Annotated in this window: 15 protein-coding genes; 7 read left to right on the forward strand and 8 right to left on the reverse strand. The window is 67.2% G+C overall.

Annotation, left to right across the window (positions count from 1 at the left end):
- Window positions 1-480 precede the first annotated feature (480 nt).
- From G8O29_RS06990 to G8O29_RS07010, 5 genes are all read left to right on the forward strand, one after another.
- Complete coding sequence (locus G8O29_RS06990; protein WP_166402523.1) at window positions 481-2055, forward strand: gamma-glutamyltransferase family protein; 1575 nt, start codon at window positions 481-483, stop codon at window positions 2053-2055.
- On the forward strand, window positions 2045-2509 hold the full coding sequence (locus G8O29_RS06995) for a GAF domain-containing protein (protein ID WP_242678961.1): 465 nt from the start codon (window positions 2045-2047) through the stop codon (window positions 2507-2509). Before G8O29_RS06990 ends, G8O29_RS06995 begins: the two co-directional genes overlap by 11 nt.
- A 105-nt stretch (window positions 2510-2614) precedes the next feature.
- Window positions 2615-3505 carry a homocysteine S-methyltransferase family protein gene (locus G8O29_RS07000; protein WP_166402524.1) on the forward strand — a complete coding sequence of 297 codons (891 nt, stop codon included), beginning with the start codon at window positions 2615-2617 and terminating at the stop codon, window positions 3503-3505.
- Window positions 3498-4166, forward strand: a complete 669-nt coding sequence (locus G8O29_RS07005) for an RluA family pseudouridine synthase (protein ID WP_242678962.1) — start codon at window positions 3498-3500, stop codon at window positions 4164-4166. The genes G8O29_RS07000 and G8O29_RS07005 overlap by 8 nt, the downstream gene beginning before the upstream one ends.
- Before the next feature lie 61 nt (window positions 4167-4227).
- Window positions 4228-5850 (forward strand): FMN-binding glutamate synthase family protein, encoded by a 1623-nt coding sequence (locus G8O29_RS07010; RefSeq protein ID WP_166402526.1) that lies wholly within the window; start codon window positions 4228-4230, stop codon window positions 5848-5850.
- A 300-nt stretch (window positions 5851-6150) separates the two neighbouring features.
- On the opposite strand, the gene fnrL is transcribed toward G8O29_RS07010, so the two are convergent.
- A complete protein-coding gene (gene fnrL / locus G8O29_RS07015) occupies window positions 6151-6888 on the reverse strand; it encodes a transcriptional regulator FnrL (protein WP_207623713.1) in 738 nt (245 codons plus the stop codon).
- Between the two features lie 64 nt (window positions 6889-6952).
- Here fnrL and hemN point away from each other — a divergent pair, with 64 nt between their 5' ends.
- Window positions 6953-8308: an oxygen-independent coproporphyrinogen III oxidase gene (hemN, locus tag G8O29_RS07020; RefSeq protein ID WP_166402528.1), complete on the forward strand. Its 1356-nt coding sequence runs from the start codon at window positions 6953-6955 to the stop codon at window positions 8306-8308.
- Window positions 8309-8362: 54 nt separating this feature from the next.
- Here hemN and G8O29_RS07025 read toward each other — a convergent pair whose 3' ends face one another.
- From G8O29_RS07025 to G8O29_RS07050, 6 genes are all read right to left on the reverse strand, one after another.
- A complete protein-coding gene (locus G8O29_RS07025) occupies window positions 8363-9586 on the reverse strand; it encodes a glycosyltransferase (protein WP_166402529.1) in 1224 nt (407 codons plus the stop codon).
- 3 nt (window positions 9587-9589) lie between these two features.
- On the reverse strand, window positions 9590-11173 hold the full coding sequence (locus G8O29_RS07030) for an ABC transporter ATP-binding protein (protein WP_166402530.1): 1584 nt from the start codon (window positions 11171-11173) through the stop codon (window positions 9590-9592).
- 10 nt (window positions 11174-11183) lie between these two features.
- Window positions 11184-12293 carry an ABC transporter permease gene (locus G8O29_RS07035; protein WP_166402531.1) on the reverse strand — a complete coding sequence of 370 codons (1110 nt, stop codon included), beginning with the start codon at window positions 12291-12293 and terminating at the stop codon, window positions 11184-11186.
- Window positions 12293-13435, reverse strand: coding sequence for a microcin C ABC transporter permease YejB (locus G8O29_RS07040; RefSeq protein WP_166402532.1), 1143 nt, complete (start codon window positions 13433-13435; stop codon window positions 12293-12295). Before G8O29_RS07040 ends, G8O29_RS07035 begins: the two co-directional genes overlap by 1 nt.
- Before the next feature lie 19 nt (window positions 13436-13454).
- Window positions 13455-15350: an extracellular solute-binding protein gene (locus G8O29_RS07045; protein ID WP_367890139.1), complete on the reverse strand. Its 1896-nt coding sequence runs from the start codon at window positions 15348-15350 to the stop codon at window positions 13455-13457.
- A gap of 162 nt (window positions 15351-15512) precedes the next feature.
- Window positions 15513-16040, reverse strand: coding sequence for a c-type cytochrome (locus G8O29_RS07050; protein WP_166402534.1), 528 nt, complete (start codon window positions 16038-16040; stop codon window positions 15513-15515).
- A gap of 123 nt (window positions 16041-16163) precedes the next feature.
- Between G8O29_RS07050 and G8O29_RS07055 the strand changes: the two genes are divergently transcribed.
- Window positions 16164-16997, forward strand: a complete 834-nt coding sequence (locus G8O29_RS07055; protein ID WP_166402535.1) for a prephenate dehydratase — start codon at window positions 16164-16166, stop codon at window positions 16995-16997.
- Window positions 16998-17009: 12 nt separating this feature from the next.
- Here G8O29_RS07055 and G8O29_RS07060 read toward each other — a convergent pair whose 3' ends face one another.
- Window positions 17010-17486, reverse strand: coding sequence for an SRPBCC family protein (locus tag G8O29_RS07060; protein ID WP_166402536.1), 477 nt, complete (start codon window positions 17484-17486; stop codon window positions 17010-17012).
- Window positions 17487-17501 lie beyond the last annotated feature (15 nt).

Here is a 17501-nt window from a genome sequence, read left to right on the forward strand (position 1 = left end):
GGACCCGCACTGCGGCCCGCGACCGGCAACAGCGATGGCCTCTCGCCCGGCGCCAAAGGATCGGATCGCGCCGCAAGGCCCGAACGGGTCGGGTCGGCACCCACGTCGCGGCCAGACCGCCCACCGTACCCCGCGGAAGGCCGCAGCGTTCGGCAGGAAGCCTTTCCGAGACCTTCCCCGCTTGCGTCCTGATCCCGTCTGGACGACGACGACGTCTCCGGGGAATATCTGCCGCGCTCCAGCCGGGCCGCACCTTCGCCGCCAGACCGGGCGTGCAGCGCCTGCTGGGGCAAGGCGGGCCCGTATCGTGCTGCGAGCAGGCATCCCCTTGGCTTTCCGCAGCGCCCGACCTAGGGTTCGGGGCGCTGGCCGTTCCAACCGGACAACGGCAGCGCGGCGATCCGAACAGGGAGACATCATCTTGACAGATTGCGCGACCCTCCGATCCGCCTGTCCCGGCCGGCAAGGACGCGCGGCGTGATGCGCGACCTGCACCTGCCCGGCCGATCCGCCGTCTATGCCCGCAACGGCCTCTGCGCCACTTCACACCCCATCGCGGCGCAGGTGGCGATCGAGGTCCTGAAATCCGGCGGCAACGCGGTTGACGCGGCCATCGCCGGCGCCCTGGTCCTGGGAATTGCCGAACCGCAGATGACCGGGATCGGCGGCGACTGCTTCGTCCTGCTGAAACCCGCGGGAACCGAAGAGATCATCGCCCTGAACGGCTCGGGCCGGTCGCCGCGCGGGCTGCATGCCGCGGACCTCCGGGCACGGGGCCTGACCGCGATGCCGGTCCAGTCCGTCGAGGCGGTGACCCTTCCCGGCGCGATCGATGCCTTCTGCCGGTTGAACGCCGATTACGGGCTGAAATCCCTGGCCGAGGTCCTGGCCCCCGCGATCCGCTATGCCGAGGAAGGCATCCCCGTCGCGCCCCGCGTCGCCTTCGACTGGGCCGAGGACCTGCCCTGCCTGCGCGGTGCCGCGCGCGATTTCTACACGCTGGACGGGAAGGCTCCCGCCGTCGGCCAGGTCTTCCGCGCCCCCGGCCAGGCCGAGGTCCTGCGCCGCGTCGCACGGCAAGGTCGCGCCGGGTTCTACGAGGGCGAGGTGGCCGAGGACATGATCGCCTCGCTGCGCGCGCTGGGTGGCACGCATACGCTGGACGACCTGGCCGCCACCGCCTGCGACTACACCGTCCCCGTATCCGGCACCTACCGTGGGATCGACCTGGTCGAACACCCGCCGAACGGCCAGGGCGCGACTGCCATCCTGCTGCTGAACATCCTCCGCCACTTCGACCTTGCCGCGATGGACCCCCTCGGCAGCCAGCGCGCCCATATCGAGGCCGAGGCGACGAAGCTGGCCTACGACGCGCGCAACCGCTTCATCGCCGACCCCGACCACACCACGCGGCTTGACCACATGCTGTCGCCGGACACGGCGGCGAAGCTGGCCGCGCTGATCGACCCCGGGCGTGCCATGCCCGCCGCCGCACCGCTGACCGAGGCGATCCACCGCGACACGGTCTATATCACCGTGGTCGACCGCGACCGGATGGCGGTCTCGCTGATCTACTCGATCTTCTGGGGCTTCGGCTCCGGCCTCGCCTCCTCGAAGTTCGGCATCAACTTCCAGAACCGCGGCGCCGGATTCTCGCTGGTCGAAGGCCACCCGAACGAGGCCGGGCCGGCCAAGCGGCCGATGCACACGATCATCCCCGGCATGATCCGGCAGAATGGCCGCGTCCTGATGCCCTTCGGCGTGATGGGCGGGGCCTACCAGCCCTGCGGCCATGCGCGCCTGGTCACCAACCTCGTCGACTACGGGCTCGACCTGCAAGAGGCGATGGATGCCCCGCGCTGCTTCTCGGGCCCCGACGGGATGGAGGTCGAACGCGGCTATTCCGACAAGGTCCGGGCCGAGCTGGCCGAGTTGGGTCATGCCGTCGTGATCCCGAAGACCCCGCTTGGCGGATCGCAGGCGATCCGCATCGACGGCGACATCCTGGTCGGCGCTTCGGACCCCAGAAAGGACGGCTGCGCCCTTGGCTACTGAGATCGACCGCCCCGCGATCACCGCCGCGATCCGCGCCCTGACCCAGGGCGAGACGGACACCGTCGCGCTCATGGCCACCGTCGTCTGCGAGATCCACCACGCGCATCCCTTCTGCGACTGGACCGGCTTCTACCGCGTCACCGGCCCCGAGATGCTTAAGATCGGTCCCTACCAGGGCAGCCACGGCTGCCTCGTGATCCCGTTCAGCCGCGGGGTCTGCGGGGCCGCCGCGCGCACGGGGCAGGTCCAGAACGTCCCCGATGTCGATGCCTTCCCGGACCATATCGCCTGCTCTTCCAGCACCCGCTCGGAACTCGTCCTGCCGGTCTGGAACGGCGAAGGCACTCTCCTCGGCGTCCTCGACCTCGACAGCAACACCCCTGCTGCCTTCACCAGGGCCGATGAAGACTGGCTGGTCCCCCTCCTCGCCGAAGTCTTCCGCGACGCATACTGACAATTCGGCTCAAATTGTGCTTTCCCTTCTCCAGATATTCCACGGCAGGTCCGGAGGGTGTGAAACCCTCCGGGGTCGGCCCGGGGTACGACGACAGGACGGACGATGACCGAGATCACCCTTCTCGACGGCGGCATGGGCCAGGAACTGATCGCCCGCGCGGGCAGCGACCCCGGACCGCTCTGGGCGACGCGGGTGATGATCGACCACCCCGGCCTGGTCCGCGCCATCCATGAGGATTACTTCGCCGCGGGCGCCAGCCTCGCCACGACGAACACCTACAACATCCTGCATGACCGCCTGATCCCGCAGGGCCTCGACCACCTCTTCCACGCGCTGCACCTCCGCGCCCTGGCCGAGGCGCACGAGGCCCGCGCCGCCGCCGGACGCGGGTTGATCGCGGGTTCCATGGGCCCCCTGGGCGAAAGCTACCGCCCCGACCTGACCCCGCCGGTCGAGGTCTCGACCGCGCTTTATGCCGAAAAGGCGCGCCTGCTTGCCCCGCATGTCGATCTGATCCTGATCGAGACGATCTCCTCCCTCGACCTTGCGCGCGGGGCGCTGAAGGGCGCCCGCACCACCGACCGTCCGGTCTGGCTTTCGGTCTCGGTCCAGGATCGGGACGGCACGAAACTCCGCTCGGGTGAACCCGTCGCCGCCCTGGCCGAAGTCCTGGCCGAGACGCCTGCCGACGCGGTCCTCGCCAACTGTTCGATGCCCGAGGCGATGGCGGCGGCGCTTGCCGAACTGAGCCCCCTCGGCCTGCCCTTCGGCGCCTATGCCAACGGGTTTTCCGAGATCACCCCCCACACCCATGGCACCTCTGCCCCCGAATACTGCGCCCGCCACGACCTGACGCCCGAACGCTATGCCGATTTCGCCCTGGGCTGGGTCGCGCAGGGGGCCAGGCTGATCGGCGGCTGCTGCGAGGTGGGGCCGGCCCATATCCGCCACCTCCATGCCCGCCTGCTGTCCGAAGGCCACACGGTTGCATAAGCCCTCGCTCATCCCGGATTTCGCCTACGACCCGCCGACCGGGCCGCTGTCGATCCTGCACGAGGACGACGCGATCATCGTCCTCTACAAGCCCGCGGGCCTTCTGACGGTGCCGGGAAAGCTGGCGAACCGGCAGGACTGCCTGATCAGCCGTCTGCAAGCCGCCCGCTGGGACGCGCTGACCGTGCACCGGCTGGACTGCGACACCAGCGGCGTCATCATCTTTGCCCGCACCAAACAGGCCCAGGGCTTCCTGGGGCAGGAGTTCGAGCAGCGCCGGGCGGAAAAGACCTATATCGCCCGCCTGAAGGGGCGGCTGGAGACGGACAACGGCACGGTGGACCTGCCCATCGGCAGCGACTGGGACTACCGGCCCCGCCAGAAGGTCGATCCCGAGCACGGCCGCCCCGCCGTCACCGACTGGCAGGTCCTTGACCGTGCGGGCGACGAAACCCGGGTCCGCCTGACCCCGCATACCGGGCGCAGCCATCAGCTGCGCGTCCACATGCTGGCGCTTGGCCATCCGATCCTCGGCGACCAGATCTATGCTCCTGAAACGCGGGCAGACCATGGCCGGCTGATGCTGCATGCCGAAAGCCTGTCGCTGCACCACCCCACGACCGGCAAGCGGGTCAGCTTCTTCGCCCCCGCGCCCTTCTGAGATTTGCAGATCCTTCACACTTCTGGTGTTTGACTGGTGGAAACGCCTGTCCGGGGGCCGGATGCTGTCGACGATCTTCAACTTCCGCTATGCCCTGATCACCTGGCCGGCGATCCTGATCGCCGTCGCCGTCGGGCTGATGCTGGCCTTCCCCGGCCAGACCTGGTGGCTTCTGCCCCTTGCGATCCTCTGCGCCGGTTCGGTCCTGATCGGCCTCAGCGACCTGCGTCAGACGCGCCACACCGTTCTGCGCAACTATCCCGTCGCCGCCCATCTGCGATTCCTGCTGGAATCGATCCGGCCCGAGATGCGGCAGTATTTCTTCGAGGGCGACAAGGACGGCACCCCCTTCCCGCGCGACAAGCGCGCCATCGTCTACCAGCGCGCCAAGCGCGATCTCGACAAGCGGCCCTTCGGCACGCAGTACGACGTCTATGAAGAACAGTACGAATGGCTGCACCATTCCATCGCGCCCACCGCCCCCCTGCCGCACGAGGCGCTGCGCACCCTGGTCGGGGCCGGCACGGCGCAGCCCTATTCCGCAAGCCTGCTGAACATCTCGGCCATGAGCTATGGCTCGCTTTCGGCCAACGCGATCCGCGCCCTGAACCGGGGGGCGAAGGCGGGCGGCTTCTTCCACGACACCGGCGAAGGCGGCGTCTCGCCCTATCACCGCGAATTCGGCGGCGACCTGGTGTGGGAGCTTGGCTCGGGCTATTTCTGCGCCCGCACCCCTGACGGCCGTTTCGACCCGGCGCGGTTCGCCGATGTGGCAGCCGATCCGCAGATCCGGATGGTGGAACTGAAACTCAGCCAGGGCGCCAAGCCCGGCCATGGCGGCGTGCTGCCCGCCGCAAAGGTCACCGAGGAAATCGCCGCGATCCGCGGCATCCCGATGGGACAGGACTGCATCTCTCCCGCGCATCATTCGGCCTTCTCCACCCCTGCGGGCCTGCTGGAATTCATCGCGCAGATGCGTGATCTCTCGGGCGGGAAACCGGCGGGCTTCAAGCTGTGCATCGGCCACCCTTGGGAGTTCATGGCAATCTGCAAGGCGATGCTGGCGACCGGCATCACCCCCGATTTCATCGTGGTGGACGGCAAGGAGGGCGGCACCGGCGCCGCGCCGCTGGAGTTCATGGATCATGTCGGCATGCCGCTGCGCGACGGTCTGTCCTTTGTCCACAACGCGCTGGTGGGCATCGGGGTGCGCGACAGGGTGCGGATCGGGGCCTCGGGCAAGATCACCTCGGCCTTCGACATGGCCCGGGTGATGGCGCTGGGAGCCGACTGGTGCAATGCCGCGCGCGGCTTCATGTTCGCGGTCGGCTGCATCCAGGCGCAGTCCTGCCATACCGGCGCCTGCCCGACCGGGGTTGCCACCCAGGACCCGCTGCGCCAGCGCGCGATCCATGTCCCGGACAAGGCCGAACGGGTGGCAAGCTTCCACCGCAACACGCTGCATGCCCTGGCCGAGCTTGTGGCTGCGGCGGGCTTGTCGCATCCCTCCGAACTGCGCCCGCACCATTTCCTGCGCCGCGCCTCGTCGGACAAGGTGATCTCGCTGGCCGAACAGTACGAACAGATCGCCCCCGGCCAGCTTGCCGCCGATCCGGCCTCCTCTCCGCGCTTTGCCGAGGCCTGGGCGCTGTCACGCGCCGACAGTTTCAGGCGCGCGGAATAGTCGCCGGAAGTCGGGCAGCCCGCCGGTCCGCGGCAAGGCCGGCCCATGTTCCGTCGTTCCAGATGCGGGTATCGCCGTGACGGCTCCGGCCGTCCGGCACGATGGAAGTCGCCGTCAGTCCGGCGGGACGGACCAAACGGCAAGGAAGGTCACGGTGCAGACAGCCCACTCCGGCCCGGGCCGCACGGCGGATCGGCTTGAACCGATCCTCAAGGCAGCTTGCCCGCAGCAAAGACATTGTTCAGCGCCCGGGCAGGACGCCCCGCAGAAACAGGTCCGGGCACCGCGGTGCGGGTCAGGTCAGACCAGAATCCCGCCATCGCTGTCGTCGCCGGCTTCTTCCATCAGCCGGTCGATGTCGGCAATCATGACCCTGCGGTTGCCTTCCAGACTGATCACGCCGTCACGCTTCAGGGCGCTGATCTGGCGACTGACCGTCTCCAGCGTCAGACCAAGGTAATCGGCCATTTCCTCGCGGGTCAGCGGCAGATCCACGGACAGGGCGACGGGCGTCCGCTTCCGTTGCAAGGCGGCATCGCGCCGGGCGATGATCGCGATCAGCGAGGCGATCTTCTCGCGCGCGGTCTTGCGGCCAAGCAGCAGCATCCATTCCCGCGCGGCGTCCAGTTCGTCCAGCGTCATCTCCAGCAGCCGCTGGGCGATATGGGGGGTGGAGAGCATCATCTCCTCGAAAGGCTTCTTGCGGAAGCAGCACATCACCAGGTCGGTTGTCGCGGTGACGTCGAAGGCGGCGGTGGCGCGGCCGGGGCGTCCGACGAAATCGGACGGCAGCAAGAGCCCGACCATCTGCCGCCGGCCGTCCTCCATCGTCTGGGTCAGCGTGGCGATGCCGCTGACCACCGAGCCCACGAACTCCATCCGGTCGCCCGACCAGATGATCGTCTGACCGGCCTGGAAGCTGCGGTAGTACTTGATCTGCTCAAGCCGCATCAACTCGTCGGTTTCGCAGCGGGCGCAGACCGCGCGATGCCGGATCGGGCAGTCCCCGCATTGGACGTGGACGAAATGGTCCTGCAACGGGGACACCTCGCGTTGATCTGAATCAAGGATGCCGGAGCGGCACCTGTCCTAACCTAGTTGCATGAGCCAGATTTCGCAACTTGCCCGCCTTGGGTTATTCGACGCCCGCGTGCCGCGCTATACGTCCTACCCGACGGCGCCGCATTTCGGGCCGGAGGTCGGCCCGGGCGAGTTCGTCCGCTGGATCGAGGCGGTGCCGGAGTTCAGCGAGATCTCGCTGTACGTCCATGTGCCCTTCTGCCGCCGCCTGTGCTGGTTCTGCGCCTGCCGGACGCAGGGCACCGCCTCGGACGCGCCGGTGCAGGCCTATGTCCAGGTCCTGAAGGACGAGCTGGACCTTCTGCGCGCGCATCTGCCGCGCGGTGTCACGCTGTCCCGCCTGCACTGGGGCGGGGGAACGCCGACGCTGCTTGGCCCCGACCTGATGCGCGACCTGGCCGAGCGGATCCAGGCGGTTGCGCCTCTGGCGGCGGATGGCGAGTTCTCGGTCGAGATCGATCCGAACGAGATCGACGATGCCCGGCTGGACGCGCTGGCAGCCGCGGGAATGAACCGCGCCTCGATCGGCGTGCAGGACTTCGACCCGAAGATCCAGCAGGCCATCGGGCGCGAGCAGGGCTATGAGCTGACCCGCGACGTGGCCGCCCGGATCCGCGACCGGGGCGTGGCCAGCCTGAACACCGACATCCTGTATGGCCTGCCGTTCCAGACCGGGCCGCGCATCGCGGCTTCGGTGCAGAAGCTGCTGACGCTGTCGCCGGATCGCGTCGCGCTTTACGGCTACGCCCACGTGCCCTGGATGAGCCGCCGGCAGCAGATGATCCCCTCCGACGCCATGCCGACCCCGGAAGAGCGCCTCGCCCTGTTCGAGACCGCGCGGCAGTTGTTCCTCTGGGATGGCTATGTCGAGGTTGGCATCGACCATTTCGCCCGGCCCGAGGACGGCTTGGCCCGGGCCCTGCGCGCCGGGACTTTGCGGCGGAACTTCCAGGGCTACACCGACGATCCGGCCAGGGTCCTGATCGGGCTTGGCGCCTCGTCGATCAGCCGGTTTCCGCAAGGCTACGCCCAGAACGCCTCTGGCACGGCCGAACATACCCGGGCGATCCGCGCGGGGCGCTTCTCGACCCAGCGCGGCCATGCCTTCCGGGGCGAGGATCTCTTGCGGGGCCGGATCATCGAGGCGCTGATGTGCGACTTCCGCGTGTCGCGGGCCGAGTTGCTGCGCGATTTCGACACGGATCCCGGCCGTATTGCCGAGCTTTTCCGTCTGGCCTCGACCGGCTTCGGTGACATGGTGCAGGTGACCGAAGAGGGCCTGTTCATCCCGGAACGCGCCCGCCCCCTGACCCGGATGATCGCCCGCGCCTTCGATGCCTATGACAGCGAGAAGGCCAAGCACTCCTCGGCCATCTGACCGGGCCGAACCGGAGTTTGCAAAACTCCGGACCGATTTCCGCAGGAAATCGGCTCAGCCCCGGGACAGACGGGTCAGCAGATCGACTTGCCGGGGCAGGCAGACCGTGCGCAGGTCATAGCGTTCGCGCACCCGTCGGCGGGCGGCCTCGCGCAGCGGCAGGTAGGCTTCGGGCCGGGCCAGCGCGCCGATCAGCGCGGCCGACCAGCCGGACACATCGAAGAAGTCCACCAGCCGTCCGGTCTCGCCATCGCGGAGGACCTCCGCCACCGGAGGCGTGTCCGAACCGACGACCAGCGCCCCGGCCGCCATGGCTTCGACCATCGACCAGGACAGGACGAAGGGATAGCTCAGATAGGCATGCGCCCGGCTGACGTGGAACAGGTCAACCAGGCGGGCATAGGGCACCTTGCCGGTGAAATGGATCCGTGACAGGTCAAGCCGGTCGCCCAGTTCCTCCAGCAGGACCTCCTTCCAGCTCCGCCCGTCCTTCGGCAGCTGGCCATAGCTCGCCTCATGGCCGCCGACGATGACCACCTGCGCGTCGGGCCGGGCCGCCAGCACCGCGGGCAGGGCACGCATGAAGATGTGGAAACCCCGATAGGGTTCCAGATTGCGCGCGACATAGGTCAGGACCTCGTCACCCCGGGCCAGCACCCTGCCGTCCGGCAGGGTGAACCGCGCTTCGGCAGGCGGAGCCAGCCGGTCGCAATCCACGCCGTCGAAGATCACCTCCAGCCGGTCCCGCAAGGCAGGCGGATGCGTGCTGGCCTGCCATTCGGTCGGGGCGACCCCGGCATCGGCATGGATCAGCGCCTGCGCCAGATAGGCCGCCCGAGACTGCGCGATCATCACCTGGTCGAAACCGGCGGTCTGGAACTCGGGGTCGAAACCGACATCGGCGCCAAGGCCGCGATAGTAGAACTCGGCAAAGACCAGAAGCCTCGCCTCGGGCCAGACTTCCTTCAGGAACAGGGTCTCGCCCCAGCCGGAATGGCCGTAGATCACATCGGGCACATAGCCTTCGGCGCGCAGCTTCTGCGCAAGGCGCGCCACGACGACGCCCCGGTCGCTCATCATCGTGAAGGTGCGGCCAAGCCGCGTGGCCGCAGGGTCAACCGGCGGCGCCTGAAAGCTGTAGCACAGGGTCGGAACGTTGGTCGTCTTGCCGTTCGTCGCATCGGTGATTGCGCGCACATCATGCCCGCGCCGCTGCATTTCGGGCGCGAGATGCAGGAACTGGCCGGGAAAGTTCTGGTGGACGAAGAGCAGTTTCACCCGTCAGGCTCCGAAGGCGGCGGCCATCAGAGCTTTGGTATAGGGGGTTTGCGGATTGGTGAACACGGCCTCGCAATCGCCGCTTTCCACGACATCGCCGGCCTGCATCACCATCACCTTGTGCGCCATGGCGCGGATGACCCGCAGGTCATGGCTGATGAAGATGTAGGCCAGCCCCCATTTCCGCTGCAAGTCGCGCAGAAGGTCGGCGATCTGGACCTGCACCGTCATGTCCAGGGCCGAGGTCGGCTCGTCCAGCACCACCAGCTTCGGCCGCAGGATCATCGCGCGGGCGATGGCGATGCGCTGGCGCTGGCCGCCCGAGAATTCGTGCGGATAGCGGGCCATCGTCGCCGGGTCCAGACCCACCTCGCGCATGATCCCGGCGACCATTTCGGTCCGGTTCCGGCCCGGCTCCAGCCCATGGACGCCCAGCCCCTCGGCGATGATCTCCTCGACCGTCATCCGGGGCGACAGGCTGCCGTAGGGGTCCTGGAACACGACCTGCATGTCCCGCCTCAGGCTGCGCAGCTCGGCCCGGCCCAGGGCATGCACGTCGCGGCCCAGGAAGGTGATCCCGCCGGTCGAGGGGATCAGGCGCAGGATCGCCAGCGCCAGCGTGGTCTTGCCCGACCCGCTTTCGCCGACGATACCCAGCGTCTCGCCCGCGCGGACCGACAGCGAGGCCTCGTTCACCGCCTTCACATGCCCCACCGTCCGGCGCAGCAGGCCCTTCTGGATCGGGAACCAGACGCGCAGCGCCTCGGCCCGGGCCACTTCCGGCGCGCCCTCGGGCACCGGCGGCGGCCCGCCCTTCTGCTCGGCCGCCAGAAGCTTTTGCGTGTAGGGATGCTGCGGATCGGCAAAGATCTGCGCGGCGGGCCCCTGTTCGACGATCTCGCCGCCCTGCATCACGCAGACCCGGTCGGCGATGCGGCGGACGATGCCCAGGTCATGGGTGATGAACAGCAGGCTCAGCCCTTCGGAGCGCTTGAGCTCGGCCAGAAGGTCCAGGATCTGCGCCTGGATCGTCACGTCCAGCGCGGTGGTGGGTTCGTCGGCGACCAGAAGATCCGGCCCGTTGGCCAGGGCCATCGCGATCATCACCCGCTGGCGCTGCCCGCCCGAAAGCTGATGCGGATAGGCGCCAAGCCGGCTTTCCGCGTCGCGGATGCCGACCTTGCCCAGAAGCTCGACGATCCGGGCACGGGCGGCGGCCCCGGTCAGGCCCTGGTGCAGGGCCAGGCTTTCGGCCAGCTGCTTCTCGATCGTGTGCAGCGGGTTGAGGCTGGTCATCGGCTCCTGGAAGATGAAGCTGATGTCATTGCCCCGGATCCGGCGCAGGTCGCGCTCGGACGCGCCGACCATCTGCGTGCCCTGGTAGATGATCGAGCCCGAAAGCTCGGCACTGTCGCCCAGCAGTCCGACGGTGGACAGCGCGGTCACGGACTTGCCCGATCCGCTTTCGCCGACCAGGGCGACGGTCTCGCCCTTGTCGATGCCGAACGAGACGCCCTTCACCGCCTGGATCAGCCGTCCGTCCTGCCGGAAGGTGACGGAAAGCTCGCTTACTTCAAGCACCCTCATCCTGCGCGCCTCACCGGAAGGTCTTGCGCGGGTCGAAGGCATCGCGGACGCCCTCGAAGATGAAGACCAGAAGCGACAGCATGATCGCAAAGGTGAAGAAAGCGACGAAGGCCAGATGCGGCGCCTGAAGGTTCTGCTGCGCCTGCCGGGTCAGCTGGCCCAGCGAGGGCAGGTCGGCCGGCAGGCCGAAGCCCAGGTAATCCAGCGAGGCCAGTGTGCCGATCGCCCCGGTGATGCCGAAGGGCAGCAGGGTCAGCGTCGCGACCAGGGCATTGGGCAGGACATGGCGGAACATGATCTGCGTGTCGCTGACGCCCAGCGCCCTTGCCGCGCGCACATATTCGAAGTTGCGCGCCCGCAGGAACTCGGCCCGCACCACGCCGACCAGCGCGGTCCAGCCAAAGGCCACCATCAGGCCGACCAGCAGCCAGAAGCTTTTCGACCAGACCGCCGTCAGGATGATGATGACATACAGCGTGGGCACCGAGGACCAGAGCTCGATGAACCGCTGGAACAGAAGGTCGGTCAGCCCGCCGAAATAGCCCTGTACCGCGCCGGCGGCGATGCCGATGACCGTGGTCAGGAAGGTGACGATCAGCGCGAAGGTGACCGAGAGGCGGAAACCGTAGATCACCCGCGCCAGCACGTCGCGGCTGGTGTCGTCGGTTCCCAGCCAGTTCTGCGCCGACGGCGGCCCCGGCGCGACGCCGCCCGTGTTGACAATGGTGTTGTAGCGGTAGGGGATCAGCGGCCAGAGCATCCAGCCCCGGTCAACCTCAACCCCTGCCGCGGTGCCGCTGCGTTCCACCTCGGCCCGGATGCCGTCGGGATCGTCCCAGCAGGCCTCGGACCCGGCGGCGACGATCAGGCATTTCACCTCGGGCGTGGTGTAGTCGGCCTCGGTCCTCAGATCGCCGCCGAAGGCGGTTTCCGGGTAGAAGCGGAAGACCGGCATGTAATAGCCGCCCTGGTACTTCACCAGGACCGGTCGATCGTTGGCGATCAGTTCGGCGAAGAGCGAGATGCCGTACAGCACCAGCAGGATCCAGAGCGACCAATAGGCCCGCCGGTTGGACCTGAAGTTGCGCCAGCGGCGCTGGTTGAGGGCCGAAAGCGCCATCAGCCGCGACTTTCGAAGTCGATCCTGGGATCGACGAAGACATACATCAGGTCCGACAGGATGCCGACCACCAGCCCGATCAGCCCGAAGGCGAACAACGTGCCGAAGATCACCGGATAGTCGCGCTCCACCGCCGATTTGAAGCCAAGCTGCCCCAGGCCGTCCAGCGAAAAGATGACCTCGATCAGAAGGCTCGACCCGAAGAAGACCGACAGGAAGACGCCGGGAAAGCCCGCGATCACGATCAGCATGGCATTGCGGAACACATGGCCGTACAGCACGCGGCTTTCCGACAGGCCCTTGGCGCGGGCGGTCATCACATACTGCTTCTTGATCTCGTCCAGGAAGCTGTTCTTCGTCAGCAGCGTCAGCACTGCAAAGGACGAGATCAGCTGCGCCGTGACCGGCAGCGTGATGTGCCAGAGATAGTCCTTGATCTTGCCCCAGAGCGACAGGTCGGACCAGTTGTCGCTGGTCAGTCCGCGCAGCGGGAACCACTGGAAATAGGACCCGCCGGCAAAGACGACCATCAGCATGATCGCGAAGAGGAAGCCGGGAATGGCATAGGCCGCGATGATGATGCCGCTGGTCCAGGTGTCAAAGCGCGTCCCGTCATGCACCGCCTTGCGGATGCCCAGCGGGATCGAGACCAGATAGGCGATCAGCGTGGACCACAGGCCCAGGGTGATCGACACCGGCATCTTCTCGATCACCAGATCCACCACCGAGATCGACCGGAAGTAGCTTTGCCCGAAATCCAGCGTCAGATACTTGCCCATCATGATCAGGAACCGCTCGGCCGCCGGGATCGCCTCCTTCTCGCATTCGGGCGCGTTCAGCGACGGGGTGCCGGTGAAGCCTTCCGCGCAGACGATGCGGGCAAAGCCGAACTGCACCTCCAGCCGGGCCAGGAATTCGGGCGGCAGGCCGCGGGCACCGACATAGCCGCCGTCCTCTTCCTGCACCCCGCCCCCGGCCGAGCCCGAGAGGTTCTGGATCGAATCCCCCTCGCCCTCGAACCGGGCCTGGATCTGCTGGATCGGCCCGCCGGGGACGAACTGGGTCAGCGCGAAGTTGATCAGCATCACCCCGAACAGCGTCGGGATGACCAGCAACAGCCTTCGAAGGATATAGGCGCCCAAGATCCCTGCCCGTTCGTGGTTACTTCAGCACGCCCCTGGCCTTCAGCGCGTCGGCCTTTTCGGCGTTGTACCACCAGATCGACAGTTCGCCTACCGAATAGGGCGGCAGGGTCTCGGGATGTTCGTACATGTTGTAGTAGGCCACCCAGTTGTCCCGCTTGTAATAGCGCGGGACGATCACGTATTCCGACCGCAGCACCCGGTCCAGCGCCTTGATGACACTGGTCAGCTCCGCGCGGCTTTCGGCGGCCTCTACCTTGTCCAGCAGCCTGTCCACCGCCGGGTTGGCATAGCCCATGCGGTTGCGGCTGGAGTTGTCCTTTGCCACCGAGGCCCAGGCCTGCTTGAGCACGCTGCCCGGTTCCAGCCCGCCGTTGACCACGGTCGTCGGCAGCGCGTCGAAGTCGAAGTTCGGCGGGCTGGCGCGTTCCTGCAACTGCGGGTCGTCGATGATGTCGAAGCTGGCATCCACGCCAAGCGCGCGCAGGTTCTCGACATAGGCGTTCATCACCGGCAGAAGGTCGGTGCGGGAATGGACCATCTGCATCCGCAGCCTTTCGCCCTTGTCGTTGCGGCGGATGCCGTCACCGCCCACGGGCCAGCCCGCCTCGTCCAGCAGCGCCGAGGCCCGGCGCAGGTTCCGGCGGTCGAGATTGGTTTCCTCGGACGAGACCGAGCCCATCGGCACCTCGTCCGTCAGGATGCTGGCGGGCAGCAGGCCCTCATCGACCAGGGGTTGCAGCAGCGCAATCTCGTCCGGCCCGGGAACCCCGGTCGCGGCCATGTCCGAGTTTTCCCAGATCGAGTTCACCCGCGCGAACAGGCCGTAGAACAGCGCCTTGTTCGACCATTCGAAGTTGAACATCAGCCCCAGCGCCTGGCGCACGCGCGGGTCCTGGAACTGCGGCCGACGCAGGTTGAAGATGATCGACTGCCCGCCGGCGATGTTGCCCGAGGGGATGACCTCCTTCACGATGTCGCCCGAAGTCACCGCCGGGAAGTTGTAGTCACTGGCCCAGCGCTTCGGCAGGCTCTCGTTGCGGAAGGTGTAGACCCCGGCCTTGAAGGCCTCCATCGCCGCGTTGTCATCGCCGAAATACTCGATCCGGATCCGGTCGAAATTGTTCTGGCCGATGTTCAGCGGATGCTTCTCGCCCCAGTAGTCCGGGTCGCGCGCATAGATGATCTGCTGGCCCGGCTTGAAGCTTTCCAGCACATAGGGTCCGGTGCCCAGGAAGGGCTCCAGGCTGGATTTCTCCAGGTCCCGGTTGTTCTCCTCATAGTGCTTGCGCGAGAAGATCGGCGTGCTGCCCGCCTGTGCGGGCATGTCGCGGAACGGCGTGCCGGGGGCGAAGGTGAACTTGATGCGATAGGGGTCCAGCACCTCGACCGACTGGTATTTCGCGTTCGACACCGCCCGGAACTCCGGGATGCCCTTGTCGCGGAACAGCTCGTAGCTGAACAGCACGTCGTCGGCGGTGAAGGGCGTGCCGTCCGAGAAGGTCACATCCTTGCGCAGGTTGAAGATCACCCAGGACCGGTCCTCGGGGTATTCCATCGTCTCGCACAGAAGGCAGTAGGCGGCGCTGACATCGTCCAGCGTGCCCGACAGGATGGATTCGTAGAAGATCGAGGACAGGGCGGCCGAATTACCCGCGATGGCATAGGGGTTGAAGCTGTCGAAGCTGCCCGGCGCCCACTGGCTGATCTCGCCGCCCTTCGGCGCGTCGGGGTTCACATAGGGCAGGTGGGTGAAATCGGCCGGCAGGGCAAGATCGCCGAAGGTGGAAATGCCGTGCGACGTGATGACGGTCTCCGCCCGCACCGGCAGGGCCAGCGCACCCAGCGCCACCACAAGCGCCCCGGCCATCAGCGGGCCATGGCTCATCCGGGTCGCCTTCTCCGCTGCTGCCACCTGCTTGCCCCTGCGCATCCGCCAGCCTCCCCTGATTGCCGTCACGCCAATTCATTCATGGTAATCCACGCTTTGTCGAGGCAACAAGCCGCGATTGCGTGAGCATCCATGCAAAAGGCCGCCCCCATGGGCGGCCTTGCAGGTTTTGCGGGCGTCCGTGGATCAGGGATTGGCCGCAAGGTAGGCGATGACGTTGGCGCGGTCCTCGGGTTTCGGCAGGCCGGCAAAGGCCATCTTGGTGCCGGGGATCGCCTTCTTGGGGTTCTCCAGGTAGGCGAAAAGCGCCTCTTCCGTCCAGGGCTCGGCCGACTTGGCGGCCATCGCCTCGGAATAGGAATACCCTTGCACCGCCGCAAGGTTTCGACCGACGACACCGTTCAGATGCGGGCCGACGCCATTGGACCCGTCCAGCTTGTGGCAGGATCCGCATTTCTTGAACACGGCTTCCCCCGCAACCGGATCGGCCGAGGCCATCAGCGCCGCCACATCCACCGTCTCGGCCTCAGCCTCGGCCGGCGCGGCCTCTTCGCCGGTGTCGATGATATAGGCCTGGGTCACGCCACCTTCCGCGCCATGGCCCGTCGCCCCGACGTGATAGAGCCCGTCCGCAGCCCAGTTCACCAGCATCAGGACCAGAAGCGAGCCGCAGACCGAGCCCACCGCCTTGGTCATCGTCATCGTGTCGAACATGGGTCTCACCTATCTGGGGTCTTCCGTCGCCGCGTATCTATTCGCTTCCCCCGCCCGGTTTCAAGGTGTAGACGCGCGACGAAACGCCCCAAAGGGCAGGTTTTCGACAGGGGAAGGTATCGGATGGCCGGTCGCATCGCCTTTCAGGGAGAGCTTGGCGCCTATTCGCATCAGGCCTGCCGCCAGTCCCGCCCCGGGATGGAGCCGGTTCCCTCCACCACTTTCGAGGAAGTGGTGGACAAGGTCGCAAGGGGCGAGGTGGACCTTGGCATGCTGGCGGTCGAGAATTCCACCTATGGCCGGGTGGCCGATGTCCATTCGCTGTTGCCGCGCGCCGGGCTGCATATCGTGGACGAGGCCTTCGTCCGGGTGCATGTGAACCTGCTGGGCGTGAAGGGCGCGCGCCTTGCAGAGGTGAAGGAAGCGCATGGCCATGTGGTGATCCTGCCGCAATGCGCGGGCTTCCTGAAGGCGCATGGCATCAAGAGCCGCGTCAGCAGCGACAATGCCCGAGCCGCGCGCGAGGTGGCCGAGGCGGGGGACAGGTCCCGCGCCGCCCTGGCCAGCGAACTGGCCGCCGAGATCTACGGGCTGGACGTTCTGGCCCGCCACATCGAGGACCAGGCGAACAACACCACCCGTTTCCTGGTGATGTCGCGCGACCCCGACCACAGCCGGCGCGGCAGGGGGAAGATGATCACCACCTTCACCTTCCGCGTCCGCAACATCCCCGCCGCGCTTTACAAGGCGCTGGGCGGGTTCGCCACCAACGGGGTGAACATGACCAAGCTGGAAAGCTACATGGTCGGCGGCAGCTTCACCGCGACCGAGTTCTACGCCGACATCGAAGGCCACCCCGAGGACGCGAACGTCGCCCTGGCGCTGGAGGAACTGCGCTATTTCACCTCGGAGCTGCGCATCCTGGGCGTCTATCCGGCCGCCCGCGAGCGCGGTTAGGGCAAGGCGCGCTCAGACCGAGGCAAGGCTGCGGTCGTAGCGGTCCTTGATCCGTGCGCCAAGCTGGCCAAGCCGGGCCTCGAACCGCGCCGTGGCCCGCCCCTTGGCCAGCCGCATCGTGTTGATGAACAGCCGCGCCGCCAGGGTCTTGGGCCTGAATTCAAGATCGACCCTGATCCGGCTGCGGCGCGGCGACAGGACCATGATCTCCACCCGGCTTGTGCCCTCGACCGAAGGGCTGTCGATGCCCAGCGCAAAGCGCTGGTCCGGCGTCATTTCGGTGATCCGCAAATGGACCTTCCGCGCCTTGCCGCGGAAATGCCCCCGCACCCGCCATTCCGCCCCGACCCCCATCAGCGGCGAGCCGGGCGGCCGCTCGATCTCGACCCCGTTGCGGATCGCCTCGCGTTCCCAGGACGCATGGTCGGTCAGGACGGAGAATACCGCGGCTGCGGGAACTTCCAGGTCGGTCTTGGCCGTCAGTTTCATTCGCTCTCCGCAGGT

The sequence above is a fragment of the Rhodobacter calidifons genome (genome assembly GCF_011174775.1).
GTDB lineage: Bacteria > Pseudomonadota > Alphaproteobacteria > Rhodobacterales > Rhodobacteraceae > Tabrizicola > Tabrizicola calidifons.